We start from the raw sequence: 23,149 nt of genomic DNA, 5'->3' as shown, positions 1-23,149 counted from the left end.
TCGTCGGGACGTGACCGGAAGCGTCCGGGGGACGCCCCGGGGGCGCCCGCGTCAGGCGTCCGCCCCCGACGCAACCTATCGCGTCTTACGGAAAACACGATATATCGCGGATGGGTGAAGTCAAGGGCCGCCCGTTTGGCATAGCGTGGACGCATGTCCTCCGCTAATGACCACAGCCGAGCGGCCGGGGTCCTGCTGCTCTGCCGGGCCGAGCCCGACCGCGTACGCCCCTCCGCGCAGCTCCTGAACGAACCCCTGCTTCTGGTACCGGCCGGTGAAGGATGGAGCGCGCTGATCCCCGGCGAGGACTCCTGGCGCTCCGAGGGCACCTCCCTGGCCGAGGCGACCGCGGGCTGGGCGCACGCCCTGGCCGTGGCCGAGTCCTGGCCCGTCGTCGGGCTGTGGTGGGACGCGAACGGCGCCGGGTTCGTGGTGGCGGCGGGGTTCCGCCGTACGGTCGGCTACCACTGGCTCACCGACGGCACCCCGGCCGGCGAGGAGTCCGTCATGGGCGCCCTGCGCTCGCGGCTCGGCCTCGACCCGGTGCTCGACGGCGCCGCCCTCGACGGGCTGACCCGCCCGGACTCCGACGCCGGGGCCGCCGCCCGGGTGCTCGGCCTGATCGCCGTCCTCTCCCGCACGGGCCTGACGCTGCCGCCGGGCCTCGCGCCCGGCGCGAGCGCCGCCCGGCTCCGGGCCGCCGCCGGGGTGCTCCCCGCCGCCGAGGCCGTCGACTGGCCGGGCTGGCGCCAGGCCGTACGGGCCGGGCTCGACGCCGCCGAACGCGGCACGCTCGGCGCGTGGACCCGAGGCCCCCGGGCCCGCGCCCTGGGCGCCGCCGAGCTCGCGGGCGGTCTCGCCCTGGCCTTCGGCGCCCGCCGAGCCGGGCGCCGGGGCTGGGCGGCCGTCGGCGCCGTGCTCGCCGCGGACGGCGCGCTGACCCTGGCCTACGACTGGTGGCGCGAGCGCACCTGAGAGTCCGAGGCCACCGCGCGGAGCGCGGAAGGGGGTCCGGGGGCTTGTCCCCGGTTACGGGAAGGGGCGGGGCCGGGGAAAGGCCGTCCGCAGGGCCCGGCCGCCCCCCGGCGTCTCAGAGGTCGTCGTCGTCCTCGTCGTCCAGCCGTGCCAGCCACGTCGCCAGCCGCTCCACCGGCACCTCGAAGTCCGGGTTCAGGTCGACGAAGGTGCGCAGCTGCTCGGCCACCCAGCCCAGCGTGACCTCCTCCTCGCCTCGCCGGTTCTCCAGCTCCTCGATGCCGCGGTCGGTGAAGTACAACGTGCTCTCCGTCAGGGGTAGTCAGGGTGTGCGGGGACAGTTTCGCAGGGCGCGGGACATACCCGCCCAGGATAGGCGGGCCTCGGCCACGGCCTCTCGCGGCCGTGCGGCCCGGGGCCGTCCCGCGCCCACGTGGTGGGGAACGGTGGGAAAAGGGGTCGGCCCCCGTCGCTTCCGCGACGGGGGCCGACCCCTTGGTCACCTCGTACGAGATCAGGCGTCGAAGACCTCGGCGACCAGTGCCTGCTGCTCCACCTGGTGGCGCTTGGCCGAGCCGACCGCCGGGGAGGAGGAGTGCGGCCGGGAGATCCGGCGCAGTCGCTCCCGGGCCGGGATGTCGGCACCGACGGCCAGGTCCAGGTGGTCGATCAGGTTGAGCGCGATGAACGGCCAGGCACCCTGGTTCGCCGGCTCCTCCTGCGCCCAGATGTACTTCTCGGCGCCGGAGTACTTGGCGATCTCCGCCTGGAGCTCGGCACCCGGCAGCGGGTACAGACGCTCGATGCGGACGATGGCCGTGTCGTTCGCGCCGCGCTTCTCCCGCTCGGCGATCAGGTCGTAGTAGACCTTGCCGGAGCAGAAGACGACCTTGCGGACGTCCGCCGTGGCGACGGTGTCGTCACCGATCACCGGACGGAACGCGCCGGTGGTGAACTCCTCCGCCTTCGACGCCGCGGCCTTCAGACGCAGCATCGACTTCGGGGTGAAGACGATCAGCGGCTTGTGGTGCGGGTTGTGGACCTGCCAGCGCAGCAGGTGGAAGTAGTTCGACGGCGACGTCGGCATGGCGACCGTCATGTTGTCCTGCGCGCAGAGCTGGAGGAAGCGCTCGACACGGGCCGAGGAGTGGTCCGGGCCCTGGCCCTCGTAGCCGTGCGGCAGCAGCAGGGTGACACCAGAGGTCTGGTTCCACTTCTGCTCGGAGGAGGAGATGAACTCGTCGATGATCGACTGGGCGCCGTTGACGAAGTCACCGAACTGGGCCTCCCACAGCACCAGCGCGTCCGGGCGGGCCAGGGAGTAGCCGTACTCGAAGCCCATCGCCGCGTACTCGCTGAGGAGCGAGTCGTAGACGTTGTAGCGCGCCTGGTCCTCGGACAGGTACAGCAGCGGGGTGTAGTCGTCGCCGGTCTCCCGGTCGACGAGCACCGCGTGCCGCTGGCCGAAGGTGCCGCGGCGGGAGTCCTGGCCGGCGAGCCGGACCGGGGTGCCCTCCATCAGCAGCGAACCGAAGGCCAGGGTCTCGCCCATGCCCCAGTCGATCGTGCCGTCCTCGACGCTGGCGGCGCGGCGCTGGAGCTGCGGCAGCAGGCGCGGGTGCACCGTGACGCCCTCGGGCAGGGTGACCTGGGACTCGGCGATCCGCTTGACGACCTCCTGGGAGATCGCGGTGTCCACGTGGACCGGGAAGCCGGTCTGCGGGGCCGGGACCTCCAGCGGGGCCGGGGCCGTGTCGGCCTGCCGGACCTCGATGAAGACCTTCTCCAGCTGGCCCTGGTAGTCCTGCAGCGCCTGCTCGGCCTCTTCCAGCGTGATGTCGCCACGACCGATGAGGGACTCGGTGTACAGCTTGCGCACCGAGCGCTTCTTGTCGATCAGGTCGTACATCAGCGGCTGGGTGAAGCCCGGGTTGTCGGACTCGTTGTGGCCGCGGCGGCGGTAGCAGATCAGGTCGATGACGACGTCCTTGTTGAACGCCTGGCGGAACTCGAAGGCGAGCCGCGCGACGCGGACCACGGCCTCCGGGTCGTCACCGTTCACATGGAAGATCGGCGCCTCGATCATCCGGGCGACGTCGGTGCAGTACATCGACGAGCGCGAGGACTCCGGCGGCGCGGTGAAGCCGACCTGGTTGTTGATGACGATGTGCACGGTGCCGCCGGTGCGGTAGCCGCGCAGCTGCGACATGTTCAGCGTCTCCGCGACCACGCCCTGGCCCGCGAAGGCCGCGTCGCCGTGCAGCTGGACGGGGAGGACCGTGAAGTCCGTGCCGGCCTTGCCGATGATGTCCTGCTTGGCGCGGGCGATGCCCTCGACGACCGGGTCGACGGTCTCCAGGTGCGAGGGGTTGGCGGCCAGCGAGACCTTGATCTGCTCGCCGTCCAGGCCCGTGAAGGTGCCCTCGGCGCCCAGGTGGTACTTCACGTCGCCGGAGCCGTGCATCGACTTCGGGTCGAGGTTGCCCTCGAACTCGCGGAAGATCTGCGCGTAGGACTTGCCGACGATGTTGGCGAGGACGTTGAGGCGGCCACGGTGGGCCATGCCGATGACGACCTCGTCCAGGCGCGACTCGGCGGCCGCGTCCAGCACCGCGTCGAGCAGCGGGATGACGGACTCGCCGCCCTCCAGCGAGAAGCGCTTCTGGCCGACGTACTTCGTCTGCAGGAAGGTCTCGAAGGCCTCGGCGGCGTTCAGCCGGCGCAGGATGCGCAGCTGCTCCTCGCGCTCCGGCTTGGAGTGGCCGCGCTCGACCCGGTCCTGGATCCACTTGCGCTGCTTCGGGTCCTGGATGTGCATGAACTCGATGCCGGTGGTGCGGCAGTACGAGTCGCGCAGCACGCCCAGGATGTCGCGCAGCTTCATCATCGCCTTGCCGGCGAAGCCGCCGACCGCGAACTCGCGCTCCAGGTCCCACAGGGTGAGGCCGTGCTCGGTGATGTCCAGGTCGGGGTGCTTGCGCTGGCGGTACTCCAGCGGGTCGGTGTCGGCCATGACGTGGCCGCGGACCCGGTAGGAGTGGATCAGCTCGAAGACCCGGGCGGCCTTGGTGACGTCGTCGTCGTGGGAGACGTCGATGTCGCGCAGCCAGCGGATCGGCTCGTACGGGATCCGCAGGGCCTTGAAGATCTCGTCGTAGAAGCCGTTCTCGCCCAGCAGCAGCTGGTTCATGACCCGCAGGAACTCGCCGGAGGCGGCGCCCTGGATCACGCGGTGGTCGTACGTCGAGGTCAGGGTCATGACCTTGGAGATGCCCAGCTTGTTCAGGGCGTCCTGCGAGGTGCCCTGGAACTCGGCGGGGTAGTCCATGGCGCCGACGCCGACGATGAGGCCCTGGCCGGGCATCAGGCGCGGCACGGAGTGCACGGTGCCGATGCCGCCGGGGTTCGTCAGCGAGGCGGTGACCCCGGTGAAGTCGTCCATCGTCAGCTTGCCGACGCGGGCGCGGCGGACGATGTCCTCGTAGGCCTGCCAGAACTCGAAGAAGTTCATGGTCTCGGCCTTCTTGATGGCCGCGACCACGAGCTGGCGGTCACCGTTCGGCTTGACGAGGTCGATCGCCAGGCCGAGGTTGACGTGCTCGGGCTTGACGAGCGTCGGCTTGCCGTCCTTCTCCGTGAAGGAGTGGTTCATCGACGGCATCAGCTTCAGCGCCTGCACCATGGCGAAGCCGATGAGGTGCGTGAAGGAGACCTTGCCACCGCGCGCGCGCTTGAGGTGGTTGTTGATGACGATGCGGTTGTCGAACAGCAGCTTCACCGGGACCGCGCGGACGGACGTGGCCGTCGGCAGCTCCAGGGAGGCGTTCATGTTCTTGGCGACGGCGGCCGAGGGGCCGCGCAGCGTCACGTACTCGGGGCCGGCGGGCGCCTCGGTGGCCGGGGCGGCCTTCTCCGGGGCCTTCGCGGCGGGCTTCGCCGGCGCGGCCGCGGCCGGCTTGGCGGGAGCCTGCCGCGGGGCGGCCGGGGCCTGGGCGGCCGGAGCGGCCTGGGCCGGAGCCGCCTGCGCGGGGGCGGCCGGGGCGGCGGCCGGAGCCGCCTGTGCCGGGGCGGGCGCGGCGGCGGGCCGGGCGGGCTGCGGGGGCGTGGCCCCCGTCAGCGCCGTCGGCGGCGCGGCCGCGGCCTGGCCGGGCTTGTAGTCGGCGAAGAAGTCCCACCAGGCTCGGTCGACCGAGTTCGGGTCCTGGAGGTACTGCTGGTAGATCTCGTCGACGAGCCACTCATTGGAGCCGAAGACATCGGCAGGGCTCTTGCCCTGCCCGTCCTGGCCGGTCGAGACGCTCGAGGTGTTGGGGGACTGTGGCGACACGGCGGCAACCGCCCTCTTCCGCTTCACAAGGTGATGGACAGCGGAAATAAAGGCTACGCCTGTCCGGCCGGTTGATGCAGGCCACCCGGGCCAGCAGTCGCGCAAGTCACATTCCTCGACGGGTTTCGAGGCATGACTTGGCGGGAAACACACCGGGTTCCGCTTGGTCCGGGGTGGGACCGAGGACATCAGGGTTCGCCGGAGCGGGCCCCACACTCCCTCGAATGTGTGCTTCCGCCATCGACCCTACGTCAACTTTGATCACGGGGCTTTCCCGGAAGAGTGACCTGTATGCGACAGCCCTGGGGGGATTCGGCCACCCCGATGCTGCCGCCGTGCAGATCCACCGCCCACCGGGCGATCGCCAGGCCCAGGCCCGTACCGCCGTCCGTGCCCGGCCCCTGCTGGCCCGAGCCGCCCCGGTTGAACCGCTCGAAGACCCGGTGCCGCTCCGCCTCCGGAATGCCCGGCCCCTCGTCCAGCACCTCCAGCGCCAGCGACTGCGCCCCCTCGCCCCGGCGCGCCCGCACCGTCACCCGCCCGTGCGGAGGGCTGTGCTTGACGGCGTTGTCCACGAGGTTCGCCACGACCTGGTGCAGCCGCTCCGCGTCCGCGTGCGCGGTCAGCTCCGGCGGCGACACGTCCAGGTGCAGATGGACGTCCTTGCGCGCGTTGGGGGAGGAGCCCGAGCCGTTGGCCATGCTCGTCTCCTTGAGCACCCCGGCCAGGTACGGCCACACCTCGAAGCGCCGGGCGTGCAGCGGCACCACCCCGTTGTCCAGCCGGGACAGGTCCAGGAGCTGCTCCACCAGCCGCCCCAGCCGCTCGGTCTGCCGCAGCGCCGTGCGCATGGTCTCCGGATCGGCCGCCGACACACCGTCCACCACGTTCTCCAGCACCGCCCGCAGCCCCGCGATCGGGGTGCGCAGCTCGTGCGAGACATTGGCCACGAGTTCCTTGCGGTGGGTGTCCACGGCCTCCAGGTCGGCCGCCATCCGGTTGAAGGCGTTGGCCAGGTCGCCGAACTCGTCCCGCCGTCCGGCCCCCACCCGGCGGGTGTAGTCACCCTGCGCCATCGACCGGGTGACCTCGGTCATCTCGTCCAGCGGCGCGGTCAGCCCGTGCGCCACGAACTGCGTTATCAGCAGCGAGGCGATGATCGAGAAGACCGTGATCACCCGGAGCTCGGTGGCCGAGTGGATCGCCACGAACACCAGGAACGTCGTTATCACCACCGAGCCGATGACCAGCGCGCCCAGCGCCGCCTTCACCGACCGGTAGGGATCCAGGGGCCGCAGCGCCTCCCAGACCCGGCCGCCCAGCCCCGCCGGGGCCACCGGCCGCTCACCGGCCCGCGCCCGGCCCTCGCCGGCCCGGCCGGGGCACGGACCCTGCCCGCCCCGCCGGTCGCCCCCGCGCTCGGCGCCGCAGCCGGTCATGCCGCCGGGGTCTCCAGCGCGTACCCGACGCCGTGGACCGTACGGATCCGCTCCGCGCCGATCTTCCGCCGGAGCGCCTTGATGTGGCTGTCCACGGTGCGGGTGCCGGAGGCGTCCGCCCAGTCCCACACCTCCGCGAGCAGCTGCTCGCGGGAGAGCACGGCCCGCGGCGTGTTCGCCAGACAGACCAGCAGGTCGAACTCGGTCGGCGTCAGGTGCACGTCCTCGCCGCGCACCCGCACCCGCCGCTGCGCGTGGTCGATCTCCAGCTCGCCCAGCCGCAGGATGCCGCTGCGCGGGGTGTGCGCGGCGAGCGCCGCCCGCTCCACCCGCCGCAGCAGCACATGCACCCGCGCGGCCAGCTCCCGCATGGAGAACGGCTTGGTCATGTAGTCGTCGGCGCCCACGCCCAGCCCGACGAGCATGTCCGTCTCGTCGTCGCGGGCCGTGAGCATCAGCACGGGCACCGGTCTCCTGGCCTGCACGCGCCGGCAGACCTCCAGGCCGTCGAAGCCCGGCAGCATCACGTCCAGGACCAGCAGGTCCGGCTGCCACGCCTCGGCGGTGTCCACCGCCGCGGGCCCGTCACCGGCCGTCCGCACCTGGAACCCCTCGGCCCGCAGCCGGGCCGCGATGGCGTCGACGATCGTCCGGTCGTCCTCGACGACCAGGACCCGGCGCTGGGCCCCCGCGGAGCCCGCGGCGCCGCTCGGGCTGATGTGTGTCTGCTCCATGCGCCCCGCCCCTAGCGTCTTCCCGTGTCGCTTCCCGGCCAGTCCCTTGCCACTGTGGCAAGCAGAGTACGGGCAGGTGGCGGGGGACGGCTACGCGGCACGGAGCGCGAGGTGGACGACGTCCGGGACGCCCCGGGCAACGGTGATCTCTTCGGTTCTTACCCCTTCGAACCCGGCATTCCGGAGGGCTTCCTCGAACTCCTCCGACGGTCGCGCGGACCATACGGCCAGCACTCCGCCGGGCGTCAGCCGCTCCCGGCACGCCGCGAGCCCGGCGGGGGAATAGAGGCCGCCGTTGTCCTCGGTGACCGTCCAGCCCGGCCCGTTGTCGATGTCCAGACAGAGCGCGTCGTACACCGCCGTGCCCGTTCGCACGTGCCCGACCAGGTCGGTGAGGAGGATCTCGGTGCGCGGGTCGGCGAACGCCGCCGCCGAGACCGCGCCCAGCGGTCCGGTCAGATGCCAGTCGACGACCGCGGGCTCCCGCTCCACGACCGTGATCCGCCCCCAGCGCGGCCCGGCCGCCGCCCGCGCCAGCGAGAAGCCGACCCCGAGCCCGCCGATCAGCACCGACGGGCGCTCCCGGCCCGGCGGCAGGGCGGCGAGCGCGGCGTCGACGAGGAGCCGCTCGGAGCGGCCGTCGGAGGTGTCCATCAGGAAGCAGCCGTTGGCGATGATCTCGTGGACGTCACCCCGACGGCGCAGCGCCACCTCGCCGTACGGGCCGTCGCGGCGGTCCAGGGTCACCGGGGGCTCCGGGGCCGGACGGGTGTTCCGGGCTTCCTGGGTGGTCATGGGCGGGCCTCCGGGTGATCGGATCGCTCGACGGACGCAAGGGGTGGAGCCGGGGTTGAGAGAGGTGACGGGAGTCACCAGGGGGAGGTGATTCGACGGACCTCCGTGGACTTTAATGTTGCGGGTGCGGGCGGCGCACCCGTGTTTGTCCCGGTGCGGCGCGAGTCGCTCGGGAGACGAGCGGGCCGCCCGCCGGAAACCCGTGGGGCACCGTGGGAAAGGGGTCTGGCCGAGTGAGTGTGGTGGACCCTCCCCGTGCCCCCGCCCCCGGCGCCCGGGAGCCCGGCAGGGCGCGCCGCCTGCGGTGGGCGCCCCGGCGTGCGGGTCGGTGTTCTCGGCCGTGGCGGCTGCTCCCGACGCCCACCGGCACGCCCTTCAGCTTCGTCTACGGCCTGATCCTCCTCGCCACCGCGCTCTACACCGAGTTCGGCGACGAGGCCACGGTCGACCAGCTGCTCCGCGACTCCAGCACCGACGCCGCCAACCTCGCCGACCGGCCGCTCGTCGTCCTCGTCGCGAGCGCCCTGTGGGTCGCGGGCGGCTTCTACTCCGCTTACGGCGTCCTCTTCGCCTTCGTCGTCAGCGCCCTGGAGCGCCGGGTCGGCGCCGCGCGCACCGCCGGTGTCTTCCTCCTCGGCCATGTGCTGGCCACCCTCGCCACCGAGCTGCCCGTGGCCGGGGCGGTGGCCGCGGGCCGGCTGCCGGAGGCCTCGCTGCACCGCCTCGACTACGGCATCAGCTTCGGTGTGATGGCCTGCATAGGCGCGCTGGGCGTGCTGCTGTCCCGCAGGGCGGCCTGGGCCGTCGTCGGCCCGGCCGCCCTGGCGTGCGCCCAGGACCTCGTCGAGCTCGCCGACCCCCTCGCCAGCTGGGGCCACCCCATCGCCCTGCTCACCGGCATGGCCTGCCGCCCGCTCCTCCGCGACGGGCGGGAGACCGGGCGGGAGGGGCAGGAGGTGCCGGAGCCGGCCGGCCGCTCAGCGGACGGTGCCGTCCCAGGCCCACTCCACGCGCCGGCCGTGCCCGGGCAGCGTGCCCCGGCCGGTGGCCCACCGAAGGGTCTCCGCGGGGGAGTGCCCGGGCAGCGCGTCGTCCGGGAGCTCCGGGAACAGCCGGGCGAGGACGGGCGCGCAGAGCTCGTCGGGCAGCCGCCACCCGATCCCGAGGCCGCGCGCGAGGTCGTCGGTGTGCACCAGGGTCTCGACCAGCCCCATGGCGGCGAAGCCGGTCGCGTCGGAGTGGCCCCAGGGGTGCCAGGCGCGGTCCCGGGGGTCCGCGCCCCGGACGGTGGCCGCCAGCAGCGCCGCGGCGATGCGGATGCCCTCCAGACGGGCCGGTAGCGGCGCTTCCGGGTCGAGCGAGGCGAACAGCGCGATGTAGCGGTCGGTGGGCCGGGCGGTGAGCAGCCCGGCGTAGCCGACGAGGCCCAGCGCCAGGTGGTCCAGGGTGGCGCGGCAGGACCAGTCGAGCCCGTGGGCGGGCCGCGTCCAGTCCTCCTCGCGCGACGCCTCCGCGAGGACGGCGGTGCACAGGCCGGCGGTCTCCGTCAGCATCGCGGCCCACTCGGCCGCGGTGGGTGCCGGGGCGCTCGTCAGGGCCGCCGGGTGGGTGACGCTCACGCCCGGCCCCCGTTCCGGACGACGTCGATCAGGCGCGCGTAGCTGTCGCCGCCGTAGCCGGCCGCGATCCCCTGCTCCATGAACGCCTTGAACAGCCCCGGCAGCTCCACGTCGAGACCGCGCGCCGCGCTGGCGTGGACGAGGTGCTCGACGGACGCGAGGTGCACGTCGAGGGTGGCGTCGTCGCCCGGGTACGCGCCGGCGTCGATCTGCGGCGCGTAGGTGCTCATGAAGCCGCTGACGGCCGTCAGCCAGCGGACGGCGACCGGGGTGAACGCGGTCGCCGCGATCCCGTCCGCGCCGGTCAGCGCCACGCCCTGGAGCCAGCCGCCGAGCGTCGCCCACATCATGCCGAGCAGCGCGGTGTCGTAGAGGGAGGCGGTCCCCGCGTCGTCACCGAGGTGTACGGCGTCGCCCAGGCTCCGCAGGGTGCCCTCGTGCGCCGCGAAGGCGGCCGGTGAGCCGCTGTACAGGAGCATGATCGCGGAGTTCCCGATGCCCGGCGGGGTCGACATGATCGCGCCGTCGACGTAGTCGATCCCGTGCCCGGCGGCCCAGTCGGCGGTCTCGCGGGCCTGCTCGGGCGAACCGGAGGTGAGGTTCACGAGCGTACGGCCGCGCAGGGTCCCGGCGCTGTCGGCCAGGACCTCGCGGACGACGTCGTAGGTCGAGAGGCAGACGACGACCAGCGGACTCGCTGCGACGGCCTCGGCGGCGCCGCCGGCGAGCGCGGCGCCGCGCGCGACCGGGCCGTCGGCCTTGCCGGCCGAGCGGTTCCAGACCGTGGTCGGGTGGCCGGCGGCCAGGAAGGCGTCGGCGAGGGCGGTGCCCATCTGTCCCAGGCCGAGAACGGTGACGCTCATGGGTGGTTTCTCCCCGTGCGGTGCGGTGGATCGCCGGATCGCCGGATCGGCGGATCCGCGGAAGTGGATCAAGTGAGAACCACCCTCGCAGCGGCCGGAACGGCCGGACAGTGGCAGAACTGACTACTGTCGAACCATTCCTGCCAATAGGCTGGCGGCATGAGCGCCGGAACCGTGGCAGTGGCCGTGATCGACGACGACGTCCCGTTCTGGGACCTGTACGAGCTGGGGGTCGTCACCACGGTCTTCGGCATCCCGCACCGGGACCTGGCCGACCCCTGGTACGACATGCGGCTGTGCGCGGTGGGCGCGGACCGGGGCGAGGCGGCGTCGGCCCACGGCTTCGGGCTGCGCACCCCGTACGGGCCGGAGGGACTGCTCGGCGCCGACACCGTGATCGTCCCCTCGGTGCCGGAGGCGTGCGTCGAGGGCGGCCGGGAGCTGCCCCCGGAGCTGATCGCCGCCCTGCGCGAGGCCGCCGCCGGAGGCGCCCGGATGGTGTCGCTGTGCGCCGGGGCCTTCGCGCTCGCCGAGGCGGGCGTCCTGGACGGCCGCCGGGCCACCTGCCACTGGATGCACACCGAGGAGCTCGCCCGCCGGTACCCGGCGGTGGAGGTCGACGACTCGGTGCTCTACATGGACGACGGCGACGTCCTCACCAGCGCCGGGGTCACCGCCGGGCTCGACCTGTGCCTGCACCTGGTCCGCCACGACCTGGGCGCGCACGTCGCCAACCAGCTGGCCCGCCGTCTGGTCGTCCCCGCGCACCGGCCCGGCGGCCAGGCGCAGTACGTCGACCTGTCCGTCCCCGCCGCCGGGGACGACGGCCTCGCGCCCGTGCTCCAGTGGGCCACCGAGCACCTCGACCGCCCGCTGACCGTCGACGACCTGGCCCGCCGCGCCGGCATGAGCCCCCGCACGTTCTTCCGCCGGCTGCACGCCGCGACGGGCGAGCGGATCGGGGAGCGGAGCGGCCTGGGCACGGGCACCAACCTGCGGCGGCACTTCGCCCAGCACCTGGGGGTGTCGCCGACGGACTACCGGCGGGCGTTCCCGAACGCCGCGTAGGGGGCCCTTCCGGTCTTCCGGTCTCCCCGCCTCCGGATCCGATCGCTCAGAGCGAACACCCCGAGGGGAACATCCGGCGGGGCAAGGACATTGAGTCGACATAGCTCAACTTGCCTGCCGAAGGGGAGATCATGGCTTTCACGTCCGCACCGCTCACCCTGCCCGTCCTGCCCCTCGACGACGAGGTCGTCCTGCCCGGCATGGTCGTCCCCCTCGACCTGTCCGACGCCGAGGTGCGGGCCGCCGTGGAGGCCGCACAGGCCGCCGCCACCGGGGATGACAAGCCGCGGGTGCTGCTTGTTCCCCGGATCGAGGGCTCCTACGCGGGCACCGGCACGCTCGGCCGCGTCGAGCAGGTCGGCCGGCTCTCCGACGGCGACCCCGGCGCGCTCATCCGGGGGCTCGCCCGCGTCCGCATCGGGGCCGGGACGACCGGGCCGGGCGCGGCCCTGTGGGTCGAGGGCACCCGGATCGAGGAGACCGTCCCGGACCCGCTGCCCGGCGCGGTGGCCGACCTGGTGAAGGAGTACAAGGCCCTGGCCACCAGCTGGCTGCGCAAGCGCGGCGCCTGGCAGGTCGTGGACCGCGTCCAGCAGATCGACGACGTCGGCCTGCTCGCCGACAACTCCGGCTACTCCCCGTTCCTGGGCCTGGCCCAGCGCGTAGAGCTGCTGGAGACCGCCGACCCCGTGGCCCGGCTGAAGCTCGCCGTCCGCCGGCTCGGTGAGCACCTGGCCGAGCAGGACGTCGCCGAGTCCATCGCCAAGGACGTCCAGGAGGGCGTCGACAAGCAGCAGCGCGAGTTCCTGCTCCGCCGCCAGCTGGAGGCCGTCCGCAAGGAGCTCGCCGAGCTCGACGGCGACCCTTCGAGCGAGCCGGACGACTACCGGGCCCGCGTCGAGGCCGCCGGGCTTCCCGAGAAGGTCCGCGAGGCGGCCCTCAAGGAGGTCGACAAGCTGGAGCGCGCCTCCGACCAGAGCCCCGAGGGCGGCTGGATCCGCACCTGGCTCGACACCGTCCTGGAGCTCCCCTGGAACGAGCGCACCGAGGACGCGTACGACATCCCCGGCGCCAAGGCCGTCCTCGACGAGGACCACGCGGGCCTCGCGGACGTCAAGGAGCGCATCACCGAATACCTGGCGGTGCGCAAGCGCCGTGCCGACCGCGGCCTGGGCGTCGTCGGCGGCCGGCGCGGCGGCGCGGTGCTCGCGCTGGTCGGGCCGCCCGGTGTGGGCAAGACCTCGCTGGGCGAGTCCGTGGCCCGCGCGATGGGACGGAAGTTCGTCCGGGTCGCGCTGGGCGGCGTCCGCGACGAGGCCGAGATCCGCGGCCACCGGCGTACGTACGTGGGGGCGCTGCCCGGCCGGATCGTGCGGGCGGTGAAGGAGGCCGGTTCGATGAACCCGGTCGTCCTGCTCGACGAGATCGACAAGGTCGGCTCGGACTTCCGCGGCGACCCCGCGGCGGCCCTCCTGGAGGTCCTGGACCCGGCCCAGAACCACACCTTCCGGGACCACTACCTGGAGGTCGAACTGGACCTGTCCGACGTGGTCTTCCTGGCCACGGCGAACGTTCTGGACTCCATCCCGGAGGCGCTCCTGGACCGCATGGAGCTGGTCCGCCTCGACGGCTACACCGAGGACGAGAAGGTCGTCATCGCCCGTGACCACCTGCTGCCCAGGCAGCTGGAGCGCGCGGGCCTGGCGAGCGACGAGGTGGTCCTGGAGGACGAGGCCCTGCGCAAGCTCGCCGGCGAGTACACCCGGGAGGCGGGCGTCCGCACCCTGGAGCGCGCGGTGGCCCGGCTGCTGCGCAAGATCGCGGCCGAGCACGAACTGGGCGAGCGGGAGCTGCCGTTCACGGTGGGCGCGGAGCAGCTGCGGCCGCTGATCGGGCGGCCGCACCACACCCCGGAGTCCGCCCAGGACCCGGCCGAGCGCCGTACGTCGGTGCCCGGCGTGGCGACGGGTCTCGCGGTCACGGGCGCGGGCGGTGACGTCCTGTTCGTCGAGGCGTCCCTGGCCGACCCGGAGACGGGCGGCGCGGGCCTGACCCTGACGGGCCAGCTGGGCGACGTGATGAAGGAGTCGGCGCGCATCGCCCTGTCCTTCCTCCGCTCCCACGGCGCGGAACTGGAGCTGCCGGTCGGCGACTTCAAGGAGCGCGGCGTCCACCTGCACGTCCCGGCGGGCGCGGTCCCGAAGGACGGCCCGAGCGCGGGCGTCACGATGACGACGGCCCTGGCGTCGCTGCTGTCGGGCCGCCGGGTCCGCCCGGACGTGGCGATGACGGGCGAGGTCTCCCTGACCGGCCGCGTCCTCCCGGTCGGCGGCGTCAAGCAGAAGCTCCTGGCCGCCCACCGGGCCGGCGTCACGACCGTCGTCATCCCCAAGCGGAACGAGGCGGACCTGGACGACGTACCGGCGGAGGTGCTGGCGAAGCTGTCGGTGCACCCGGTCTCCGACGTACGCCAGGTCCTGGACCTGGCGCTGGAGCCGGCGAAGACGCGGGCGGAGGTGAAGGCGGCGGCGTGACGCCCCGCTTCCGGCGGTGAGACGGAGCGCCCCCGGCCCGCTCGCGGGTACGGGGGCGCTCCGCCCGCGCGCATCCGGGTACGCGGCGGCCGTCGCGAGCCCCCGCCGTACGCCCGGCCGCCGCGCGACGGCCCCGCCTGGCGCCCCGTCACCCCGTGACCAGGACTGCCCCTTGCCCGCCGGCGGCCCCATGGTGATGATCTGCTGAGTGTCCGGCGGCCCGCGGCGGGCCGGGCCGGATCGGAGCGCCAGTGGCGGAACAGCAGAACCTGGAAGCACGGACGGAACAGCAGGCGCCACCGCCACCGGGAACGCGGCAGGATCAGGCGGATCCCGCACCCCCTCCGCACCGCTCCAGGCGCCGCTTCCTCACCTACCTCCTCGCCGCCCCCACCCTCGCCGTCGCCGCCGGCCTCGGCCCGGAGGGAGCCGCCCCGGCCGCGGCGGCCGGGGCGGACGGCGTCGTACCCACCCTCCCCGGCCCGGCCGACCTCCTCGACCTCGGCGACGTCCTGATCCTCGCCGGTGCCCCCACCGCGCACCTGCTGGTGCTGACCGTCGGCGAGGACGGCACCGTCACCTTCCGGCTGCCCAGGGAGGAGGTCGGACAGGGCCTCACGACGGCCGTCGCGATGCTCGTCGCCGAGGAGCTGGACGTACCGCTGGCACGGGTCCGGGTACAGCTCGACGACGCCCGGCCCGAGCTGCTGTTCAACCAGTTCACCGCGAGCTCCAACTCCATCCGCTCGCTCTACGACCCCGTCCGGCACACCGCCGCCGCGGCCCGCGCCCGGCTGGTGGCCGCCGCCGCCGACCGGTGGGGCCTCAAGCCGGGGAAGCTCACCACCCGCGACGGCGCGGTCGTCGCACCGGACGGCCGCACCGCGCCGTACGGCACCCTCACCGCCGCTGCCGCCTCCCGGCACCTCGTGACGCTCACGGCCCGGCCCAAACCGGAGTCCGCGCACACCCTCGTCGGCACGCCCACTCCCCGCGTCGACGCGCGGGCCATGGTCACCGGCCGCCAGTCGTACACCCTGGACCTCGACGTCCCCGGCGCCAAGCCGTGCATGGTGCGCAGACCGCCCACGGTCTACGGCACGGTGCGCGCGGTGAACAACGAGGCGGCCGTCCGCGCCATGCCCGGCGTCCTGGCCACGGTCGTGATCCCCACCGGTGTCGCCGTCGTCGCGGAGACCTTCGGCCAGGCGCTCGACGCCAAGAACGCCCTTGACGTGACCTGGGGACCCGGCACGATCGACGGCTACTCCGACGACGGCATCCGCGCCCGGCTCCGGTCGGCCGTCTCCTTCCCGCCGCTCCCGCCGCCGCTCACGCGGCACCTCGACGCCGAGTTCGACTTCGCGCCCGTCAGCCACGCGCCCCTGGAGACCAACGCCGCGGTCGCCGACGTCCGGGCCGACCGGGCGACGGTCTGGTCGGGGCTGAAGGCGCCGATCGTCGCCCAGCAGACCATCGCCAAGGAACTGGGGCTGCCCGTCGGGAAGGTCACCGTCCATGTGGTGCAGGCGGGCGGCTCCTTCGGCCGGCGGCTCTTCTTCGACGCCGCGCTGGAAGCCGCCCAGGTGTCCAAGGGGTGCGGGCGGCCCGTGCGGCTGATGTGGTCGCGCGTCGACGACATGCGGCACGGCCGGATGCGGCCCGCCACTCACCACAAGATCCGTGTCTCCTACGCCTCCGGGCGGGTCGTGGCCCTCGACCACCGGGTGGCGGCCGTCGAGACCGACGTCCGGCACGGCCTCGGCGAGATCCTCACCGCGACCGGCACCAAGCTCCCCGGCGGCCTGGGGAACGCGGCCTTCGCCCAGGGCCTCTTCCACCTCACCGTGAAGTCGCCGTACCACTTCGGCGTCACCGGACAGCACCTCACCGAGGTGCCGCTGCGGATGCCCACCGCCTCCTGGCGGTCGGTGTACTCGGCCAACACCCGGGGCGCCGAGGAGATGCTGATCGACGAACTCGCCGCCAGGATGGGCAAGGACCCCGTGGAGTTCCGGCGGGACTTCCTCAAGAACAGCGGCCAGCGGGCCGTCCTCGACAAGGTCGCGGGCGAGGGCGCCTGGGGCCGACCGATGCCCGCCGGGCACGCGCAGGGCATCGGCTTCCACGAGGAGTACAAGTCCCGCACGGCCTGCCTCGTCGAGATCGACGCGACCGACCCCCGGCACCCGCGCGTCACCAAGGCAGTGATCGCCGCCGACGTCGGCCGGGCCGTCAACCCCCGGGGCCTGGAGGCCCAGCTGCTCGGCGGGCTGACCGACGCGATCTCCACCACCCTCACGGCCGGACTCCACATCGACAAGGGGCTGCCGCTGGAGGGCAGTTACTCGCAGTTCCACTACGCGCGGCAGAAGGACACGCCCCCCGACGTGCGGATCTTCGTCATGCCGGCCACGGGAGAGCCGGGCGGCGCCGGGGAGCTCGGCGTCCCGGCCGCGGTCGGCGCCGTCGGCAACGCCTACGCCCGGGCAACCGGAACCCGCCCCCGCCGCTTTCCGGTCAACTTCGACGTCGACTTCACCCCCTTCCCCCGCTAGCTCCAGGAGCCCCGCCCGTGCCCTCCCACTCCTTCACCGTCAACGGCCGCCCCGTCACCGTCGACGCCCCCGACGACCTGCCCCTGCTCTGGGCGCTGCGCGACCTGCTCGGCATCCGCGGCCCGAAGTACGGGTGCGGCATCGACGTCTGCAAGGCGTGCACCAGCCACCTCGACGGTGAGGCCGTCCGCCCGTGCGTCGTCCCGGTCGCGGCCGCCGCCGGCCGCGAGGTCACCACCATCGAGGGCCTCGCCGACGGCGACCGGCTGCACCCCGTACAGGAAGCCTGGCTCGAACAGGACGTCGCCCAGTGCGGCTACTGCCAGCCCGGCCAGATCATGGCCGCCGTCGCCCTCCTGAAGCGCACCAGGAACCCCACCGACGCCGAACTCGACGCGATCGCCAACGTCTGCCGCTGCGGCACCTACTTCCGCATCCGCGAGGCGATCCGCAGCGCGGCGGAGAAGATGGGCTGACCCCGGTCGGCTCCGGCCGGCCCCGGCCGGACAGGCCCGGCGGCGGCGCGCCCCGGCGCCGGAGGCCGAAAGCCGCCCTTGGGCCCTTACGCCCCGTTGATCTCCCCGCGTCCCGTGGGTTGCATGTCCCCCGACCAAGATGTTCCGGCGTTCCGGCACTACGGAGGGGGAAAAACCTTGCGTAAGTCCAGAGTACGTTCAGGAAGACCGGCCGCGAAAAGCGGGATAGCGGGGGCGGCAGCGCTGTTGGGCGCTGCCGCCCTCGTCGTCTCCGCGATGCCCGCACAGGCCGCCGCGCCCGCCCCGGACAAGGCGGAGGTGATCCCCGGGACGGGCACCGCGACCCCCGCCCTGGTGGACGGGATCCGCGAAGCGGTGAAGGCGGGCGGCAGCGCGGCCGACGCCGCGCGCGGGCACCTCGCCGAGAAGCAGAGCCGCTACCGCATCGACCGGCCGGCGCGTGACCTCGTGCCCGTACGGACCCAGGCGGCCGGCGCGGCGGAGACCGTGCGGCTCCAGCAGAAGCACCGGGGCGTGGAGGTCCTCGGCGGCCAGTACGTCGTCCGGATGGAGAACAAGGACGGCAAGCGCGTCGTCACCGGCACCTCCGGCAAGTACTTCACCGGCCTCAAGGTGGGCACCACCGCGGAGATCGGCGAGGAGCTCGCGGTCCAGCGGGCCGTCGGCGCCACCCTCCGCGACCTCGGCGGCCACCGGCTCGACCGTACGGACGTCACCGCCTCGAAGGGGGCGCGGTCCAAAGCCGCCGAGTCGCTGACCGGCACCGCGCGCGGCCTGGTCGTGCTGCCCAAGGGCGCCGGCGTCCTCACCCAGCACGTCACCGTCCGCGGCACCGACCCGGCCACCGGCCGGCCCGTGCTGCGCGAGGTCTACATCGACGCCAAGGCCGGCTTCCCGGTGCTCCAGTACAGCGGGATCAAGACCTTCGGCAAGGATGCCGCCAAGGATTCCGCCAAGGGCGCCGCCACCGACGGCACCCGCGAGAAGGCCGCCTCCCGGGCCGCCGCGAAGGCGGCGAACCGGTCCGGCGTCGCCGACGGCGGCGGGGTGAGCCCCGGCATCCTCGGCTCCGGCGTCAAGTACGACGGCACCACCGTCGAGCTGGGCCTGTACAAGGACACCGCCCGCAACGAGTACGTCATGACCGACCACGCCCGGATGTGGGACACCAGCAAAAACCTGCTGACCACCTGGGACGCGCGGGGCACGGACGTCGGCGAGGTCTCCGGCCGCTGGCCCGGCGGCATCAAGGAGTTCGGCTCGCCCGGCCCGCAGTTCGGCAAGGAGGCCACCGAGGCCGGCGCGGTCGACGCGCACTGGGCCGCCGGCAAGGTCTACGACTACTACAAGAAGACCCACGGCCGGGACAGCCTCGACGGCCGGGGCATGACCATCAACTCCCTGGTCGGCGTGACCGAGTTCGGCGACGCGTACGTCAACGCCTTCTGGGACGGCACCAAGATGGTGTACGGCGGCGGCGACAGCGAGTACAAGACGCTCTCCGCCGACCTCGACGTCGTCGGCCACGAGATGACCCACGGCGTCGTGGAGAACTCCGCCAACCTCGTCTACGCCGGCCAGTCCGGTGCCCTGAACGAGGCGATCGCCGACTACTTCGGCAACGCCATCGACGTGGACGCCGCCGGCCTCGCCATGGACGACCCGAACGCGGGCCTCCTCGGCGAGAGCCTGTGCCGCACCAAGTCCCCGCGCGAGTGCGCCTTCCGCGACCTCAACGACGGCGCGACCACCTCCAAGAACTTCCTGGGGGTGAGCTTCGGCTCGGACAACGGCGGGGTGCACCTCAACTCCACCATCTTCTCGGGCGCCCTGTGGGACATCCGCGAGGACCTCGGCCGCACCCTCGCCGACAAGATCGCCTACAAGGCGCTGACGGAGTACATGACGCCGCTCGACGGCTTCACCGAGGGCCGCAACGCCGTCCTCGCGGCCGCCAAGGCGCTCAAGGTCTCCGCGAAGGACCTGAACGTCGTCAAGCGCTCCTTCAACGCCCACGGCATCGTGCCCAACTGGGAGCAGGCGCTCGGCGTCGACACCGACCTGCTGCTGCCCCGCCTCAACACCGCGGGCGCGGGCCTCGGCGCCGGCGGCGGCTGGTACGCGACGTCGAAGTCCAACGACGACGGCTCCGAGGCGTACTCGGTGTGGGCCGGCCGGGTGGACGGCAAGGGCGCGCCCAAGCTGATCAGCCCCAACGACGGACGCTTCCACGTCTACCCGGCGACCGACGGCAGGACGGTGGTCTGGGCGGCGTACGGCCAGACCGGCGTCGACGTCCTGGCGCGCCCGCTCTCGGGCGGTCTGGCCAAGAAGCTCTACAGCACCCCCAACGGCTTCAGCGGCCTTCGGGTCGAGGGCGACGTCGTCGTCCTGGAGTCGATGGACAACTTCGGCGGCCGGCACGTCGGTTACCTCCGTACCGGCGACAAGGAGCCGACCTGGGTCGACGAGGGGCGCTACGAGCTGGGCACGGCCCTGCCGTCCCTGAACGGCGGCCGGATCGCCTACGCGAAGCTCTACCCGCAGGGTGACGCCTACCGGATCGGCACCGAGGTGCTGGACCTCAAGACGGGCAGGAAGACCCTGACGGGGCAGAGCGGCAACCCGGAGTCCATCGGCCAGACGGGCCTCAACGGCACCCACGTCTTCTGGCTCGCGGACGAGGTCCAGGACGAGGGTCAGCTGGCCGTGCGCCGGGCGAACCTCGACGGCACCGGGGTCAAGGACCTCAGCGCCGAGAAGGGCGCGGACGCCCTCTTCCCCTTCGACCTCACGGCCTCCGACAGCGCGGTGACCGTCACCTCCGCGCTGCCGGACACGCGGTACCGCAACGAGTCGATGCCCAAGCTGTGGCAGTTCGCCGCGGACGGCTCGGGCAAGGGCCGGGTCTCCTGCAACCGCGGTGAGCAGTCCTCGGCCGCCGCGGCCGGCGGCAAGCAGGTGGTGTGGATCGACGGCACCACCGGCTACACCGACCTGGTGACCCGCACCCGTCCGGCGGGCGCCTGCGGCTAGGCACCACCGGTCCCCGTGGGGAAGGACCGGGCCCCCGGCGCCGATAGGCCGGGGGCCCGGCGTCCTGCCGGGCGGATGGGGACGGCCGTGGACGGCCGCGGCTCGTGGGAGGCCCCGCGTCAGCCGTTGGCGAGTGCCTGGAGCCTGGTGTACGTGCCGTTGAAGCGGTTGTGGTCACCGACCACCGGGCCGGTGTCCGTGTACTGCCAGAAGGTGTGGAAGCCCCAGCCGGCCGGGAGCTCCCCCGCGGAGGCCCCGTACCGGGGGATCCAGAGCGGGTTCACGGCACCGAAGCCCGCGTAGTTGCCGGTGCACTGCTTCCACCAGGTCGTCGAGGTGTAGATCACCGCGTCCCGGCCGGTGCGGGCCCGGTAGGTGGCGAAGAAGTCCTTGGCCCAGTTGACGAGCTGGCTCGCGCTCATGCCGTAGCAGGCCGCCCCCTCGGGGTTCCACTCCAGGTCGAGCACGCCCGGCAGCGTCTTGCCGTCGCGCGACCAGCCCCCGCCGTGCGAGACGAAGAAGTCGGCCTGCGCGGCACCGCTGGAGCTCGCGGGCTGCGCGAAGTGGTACGCGCCGCGGATCATGCCGGCGTTGTACGAACCGTTGTACTGCTGGGCGAAGTACGGGTTGGTGTAGCTGGTGCCCTCGGTGGCCTTGGAGTAGGCGAACCGGACCCCGCTGTCCCAGAGGGTGGACCAGGCGACGTTGCCGTTGTGGCTGCTGACGTCCACGCCCTCGACGGTGGCGAGGGGCGGGATCGGCCCGGGGTTGTCGTCCGGGGTGCCGGGCTTCTCGTGGGACCGGATGGTGGAGCCCAGCCAGTGCCGCTCGGGATGGGCGGGCGGCTTGCCCCGCGCGCCGTCCGCGGCGGCGGGCCCGGGGAGGGTGAGGAGGAGGGCCAGCGAGGCGAGGAAGGTGAGGAGTGCGAGAAAGGGGCGGACGGGCCTGACGGTTAACGGTGGCCGGACGCCGCGGGCCGTCGCGTGCGCGCGACGCGCCGGGCCTTGTCTGAGCTCGGGCATGGGTGCCTCCGGGCAGCTCGTACGACAGAGGAAGGACGCCGAATCGGAAATGACGTCATTGGTGTGACCATGTCATACCCAAAATTATGAGTGCGGACGCGCCAGGCATAGAGGGACGCGGTGCCGCCGTTGGTCTATTCCTGCGAAATACTGACGTAGCTGCGGTGACGAGCCGCGGCTGGATGAAACTTTCACCAGCCGGAAAAGCCGGAGAGGGCCCGACGTGCACCAGACGACACAGCCGCCCGCCGAGGAGGGCGGAGCGCGCGCCGAGGACGGCAGTGGTATGGACCAGGCATACCTCTCCCTCGAACGGGAACTCGCCGTGTTCCTGCGCCGCGCCCGCGCCTCCTCCGGCGAGATGGCGCGCGCCGTCCACCCCGACCTGGAGCCCGCGGCCTACGGGCTGCTGGTCCGCCTGGAGGACGCCGGGCGGCAGCGCGCCACCGACCTCGCCGGGTACTTCGGCGTCGGCAAGGCCACGATGAGCCGTCAGCTGCGCGCCCTGTGCGACCTCGGCCTCGTCACCCGCGAACCCGACCCGGCCGACGGCCGCGCCTCCCTGGTGCGGATCACCGAGGAGGGCCGCGCCCGCTTCACCCGCGTCCGTGACGCCCGCCGGGCGCAGTATGTGCGCAAGCTCGCCGACTGGGACCGCGGCGAGGTCGCCGAGCTCGCCCGCCTCCTGCGCCAGCTGAACACGAGCGCCGAGGGCTGACCGGGGGCGGGGCGCCGCCCGGGACCGCCCGCGCCGCGCTCCCGCCCGTCACAGCTCCGCGTAGAGCGCCGTCGCGTCGTCGTGCGGCTTGCCGCGCCGCCCCGGCGTCGCGCGCTCCGCCTCGCGGACCCGGTCGATCAGGGCCTGCGGGCCCTCCTTCGCCAGCACGCCGAAGCAGGCCGTCCAGTCCCCCGCGCGGAAGACCTCCACCCAGCGGCCCGCCCCGTCGGTGAGCGCCGCCAGCGCCGTGACCTCCGCGCGGGGCGTCACGCCCGTCACGGCGCGGTCGGCGACGGACGGGTCCGCGGCCGCCGTGAAGAAGCCGCCCTCGGCGTTGCGCTGCGCGTCCGTCACCGGGCCCAGCGCGCTCAGCCGGTCGATCCGGTCGTCCAGGACGGGCGTGACCGTGCCGTCCGGGGCCGCCAGCAGCAGGGCGGAGTCGGAGAGCACCAGGTGCTCCACCCGCCCGGCGTCCCAGCGCGCCACGACGACCGTGGCCTGCGGGGTGCGCCGGTGGGTGAGGTCGCAGGTGGCGCGATGGGCGTCCGCCGTGCGGGAGACGGCCTCGGCGAGACACGAGGCGAGCGTCATGTCCCGCCGGGACCCCGCCAGTTCGAGCAGCGCGCCGCCCAGCCGGGCCGTGAACCAGGGCACGTCGTGCGCGCAGCCGGTGTCGCCGTCGGGCGGTGGGGTCACGCCGTCCAGCAGGACCAGCGCCCCGCCGTCACCCGAGGCCGGCAGGGCCACGGACGCGAAGTCCTCGTTCGGGTGGTGCGGTTCCCCCGGGTGGGTGGCGAGTTCGATGCGCATGAGGTCAGTGTGCCGGATGTCGGAAATCTACGACTGCGTGCGCGCATCCTGTCGGCCGCCGAAGCGTTCTTGAAGTGACGTACCGCAGGGGGGTGTCGGTGCGCGCCGAGCGGCCCCCTGACATATGTCGATGGTCAATTTCAAATTGATATTC

The 23,149-nt window shown here is 73.3% G+C and carries 16 protein-coding genes and 1 pseudogene; 8 read left to right on the top strand and 9 right to left on the bottom strand.

Annotated features, from left to right (window positions below; translation table 11 throughout):
- The first annotated feature begins 153 nt into the window (after positions 1-153).
- Positions 154-975 (top strand): hypothetical protein, encoded by an 822-nt coding sequence (locus LUZ64_RS15160; RefSeq protein WP_095583638.1) that lies wholly within the window; start codon positions 154-156, stop codon positions 973-975.
- A gap of 115 nt (positions 976-1,090) precedes the next feature.
- On the opposite strand, the gene LUZ64_RS15155 is transcribed toward LUZ64_RS15160, so the two are convergent.
- The 5 genes from LUZ64_RS15155 to LUZ64_RS15135 all read right to left on the bottom strand — a co-directional run bounded on the left by LUZ64_RS15155 (position 1,091) and on the right by LUZ64_RS15135 (position 8,270).
- Positions 1,091-1,276 (bottom strand): DUF6104 family protein, encoded by a 186-nt coding sequence (locus LUZ64_RS15155; protein WP_087926290.1) that lies wholly within the window; start codon positions 1,274-1,276, stop codon positions 1,091-1,093.
- 213 nt (positions 1,277-1,489) lie between these two features.
- Positions 1,490-5,302: a multifunctional oxoglutarate decarboxylase/oxoglutarate dehydrogenase thiamine pyrophosphate-binding subunit/dihydrolipoyllysine-residue succinyltransferase subunit gene (locus tag LUZ64_RS15150; RefSeq protein ID WP_232390916.1), complete on the bottom strand. Its 3,813-nt coding sequence runs from the start codon at positions 5,300-5,302 to the stop codon at positions 1,490-1,492.
- A 251-nt stretch (positions 5,303-5,553) separates the two neighbouring features.
- Complete coding sequence (locus LUZ64_RS15145) at positions 5,554-6,741, bottom strand: HAMP domain-containing sensor histidine kinase (RefSeq protein ID WP_232390601.1); 1,188 nt, start codon at positions 6,739-6,741, stop codon at positions 5,554-5,556.
- Positions 6,738-7,475 carry a response regulator transcription factor gene (locus LUZ64_RS15140; protein ID WP_095585186.1) on the bottom strand — a complete coding sequence of 246 codons (738 nt, stop codon included), beginning with the start codon at positions 7,473-7,475 and terminating at the stop codon, positions 6,738-6,740. Before LUZ64_RS15140 ends, LUZ64_RS15145 begins: the two co-directional genes overlap by 4 nt.
- Before the next feature lie 90 nt (positions 7,476-7,565).
- Entirely contained in the window at positions 7,566-8,270 is a 705-nt protein-coding gene (locus LUZ64_RS15135; RefSeq protein WP_095585187.1) for a spermidine synthase family protein, read from the bottom strand.
- A 212-nt stretch (positions 8,271-8,482) separates the two neighbouring features.
- Here LUZ64_RS15135 and LUZ64_RS37510 point away from each other — a divergent pair.
- Positions 8,483-9,136: pseudogene (locus LUZ64_RS37510) on the top strand (rhomboid-like protein); the annotation flags it as partial.
- A 111-nt stretch (positions 9,137-9,247) separates the two neighbouring features.
- Here LUZ64_RS37510 and LUZ64_RS15130 read toward each other — a convergent pair.
- On the bottom strand, positions 9,248-9,823 hold the full coding sequence (locus LUZ64_RS15130; protein ID WP_095585201.1) for a maleylpyruvate isomerase N-terminal domain-containing protein: 576 nt from the start codon (positions 9,821-9,823) through the stop codon (positions 9,248-9,250).
- A gap of 62 nt (positions 9,824-9,885) precedes the next feature.
- Positions 9,886-10,752 carry an NAD(P)-dependent oxidoreductase gene (locus tag LUZ64_RS15125; RefSeq protein ID WP_095585188.1) on the bottom strand — a complete coding sequence of 289 codons (867 nt, stop codon included), beginning with the start codon at positions 10,750-10,752 and terminating at the stop codon, positions 9,886-9,888.
- A 174-nt stretch (positions 10,753-10,926) separates the two neighbouring features.
- On the opposite strand from LUZ64_RS15125, the gene LUZ64_RS15120 reads away from it, so the two are divergent.
- From LUZ64_RS15120 to LUZ64_RS15100, 5 genes are all read left to right on the top strand, one after another.
- The gene (locus LUZ64_RS15120) at positions 10,927-11,820 is read left to right on the top strand and encodes a GlxA family transcriptional regulator (protein ID WP_420877606.1); all 894 of its coding nucleotides are present in this window, start codon (positions 10,927-10,929) and stop codon (positions 11,818-11,820) included.
- Positions 11,821-11,951: 131 nt separating this feature from the next.
- A complete protein-coding gene (gene lon, locus LUZ64_RS15115; protein WP_095585190.1) occupies positions 11,952-14,354 on the top strand; it encodes an endopeptidase La in 2,403 nt (800 codons plus the stop codon).
- A gap of 251 nt (positions 14,355-14,605) precedes the next feature.
- A complete protein-coding gene (locus tag LUZ64_RS15110) occupies positions 14,606-16,912 on the top strand; it encodes a xanthine dehydrogenase family protein molybdopterin-binding subunit (RefSeq protein WP_232390600.1) in 2,307 nt (768 codons plus the stop codon).
- 17 nt (positions 16,913-16,929) lie between these two features.
- Positions 16,930-17,388: a (2Fe-2S)-binding protein gene (locus LUZ64_RS15105; protein ID WP_095585191.1), complete on the top strand. Its 459-nt coding sequence runs from the start codon at positions 16,930-16,932 to the stop codon at positions 17,386-17,388.
- Between the two features lie 177 nt (positions 17,389-17,565).
- On the top strand, positions 17,566-20,445 hold the full coding sequence (locus LUZ64_RS15100) for a M4 family metallopeptidase (protein ID WP_443728954.1): 2,880 nt from the start codon (positions 17,566-17,568) through the stop codon (positions 20,443-20,445).
- Between the two features lie 119 nt (positions 20,446-20,564).
- On the opposite strand, the gene LUZ64_RS15095 is transcribed toward LUZ64_RS15100, so the two are convergent.
- Positions 20,565-21,467 (bottom strand): lysozyme, encoded by a 903-nt coding sequence (locus LUZ64_RS15095; protein ID WP_095585193.1) that lies wholly within the window; start codon positions 21,465-21,467, stop codon positions 20,565-20,567.
- 286 nt (positions 21,468-21,753) lie between these two features.
- Here LUZ64_RS15095 and LUZ64_RS15090 point away from each other — a divergent pair, with 286 nt between their 5' ends.
- The gene (locus LUZ64_RS15090) at positions 21,754-22,185 is read left to right on the top strand and encodes a MarR family winged helix-turn-helix transcriptional regulator (protein ID WP_095585203.1); all 432 of its coding nucleotides are present in this window, start codon (positions 21,754-21,756) and stop codon (positions 22,183-22,185) included.
- Between the two features lie 48 nt (positions 22,186-22,233).
- Here the strand turns inward: LUZ64_RS15090 and LUZ64_RS15085 are convergent, their stop codons facing one another.
- Positions 22,234-22,995 (bottom strand): protein phosphatase 2C domain-containing protein, encoded by a 762-nt coding sequence (locus LUZ64_RS15085; protein WP_095585194.1) that lies wholly within the window; start codon positions 22,993-22,995, stop codon positions 22,234-22,236.
- Positions 22,996-23,149: the final 154 nt, after the last annotated feature.

It is taken from the genome of Streptomyces albireticuli, from assembly GCF_021228125.1.
GTDB lineage: Bacteria > Actinomycetota > Actinomycetes > Streptomycetales > Streptomycetaceae > Streptomyces > Streptomyces albireticuli.
The sequence above is the reverse complement of the archived record's forward strand: the minus strand, read 5'-3'. Positions and strand labels throughout refer to the sequence as shown.

Coding starts and splice junctions, on each gene's coding strand:
- LUZ64_RS15160 (WP_095583638.1), top strand. CDS start 154: ATGTCCTCCGCTAATGACCACAGCCGAGCGGCCGGGGTCCTGCTGCTC.
- LUZ64_RS15145 (WP_232390601.1), bottom strand. CDS start 6,741: ATGACCGGCTGCGGCGCCGAGCGCGGGGGCGACCGGCGGGGCGGGCAG.
- LUZ64_RS15140 (WP_095585186.1), bottom strand. CDS start 7,475: ATGGAGCAGACACACATCAGCCCGAGCGGCGCCGCGGGCTCCGCGGGG.
- LUZ64_RS15135 (WP_095585187.1), bottom strand. CDS start 8,270: ATGACCACCCAGGAAGCCCGGAACACCCGTCCGGCCCCGGAGCCCCCG.
- LUZ64_RS15130 (WP_095585201.1), bottom strand. CDS start 9,823: ATGCTGACGGAGACCGCCGGCCTGTGCACCGCCGTCCTCGCGGAGGCG.
- LUZ64_RS15125 (WP_095585188.1), bottom strand. CDS start 10,752: ATGAGCGTCACCGTTCTCGGCCTGGGACAGATGGGCACCGCCCTCGCC.
- lon (WP_095585190.1), top strand. CDS start 11,952: ATGGCTTTCACGTCCGCACCGCTCACCCTGCCCGTCCTGCCCCTCGAC.
- LUZ64_RS15095 (WP_095585193.1), bottom strand. CDS start 21,467: ATGCCCGAGCTCAGACAAGGCCCGGCGCGTCGCGCGCACGCGACGGCC.
- LUZ64_RS15090 (WP_095585203.1), top strand. CDS start 21,754: ATGGACCAGGCATACCTCTCCCTCGAACGGGAACTCGCCGTGTTCCTG.
- LUZ64_RS15085 (WP_095585194.1), bottom strand. CDS start 22,995: ATGCGCATCGAACTCGCCACCCACCCGGGGGAACCGCACCACCCGAAC.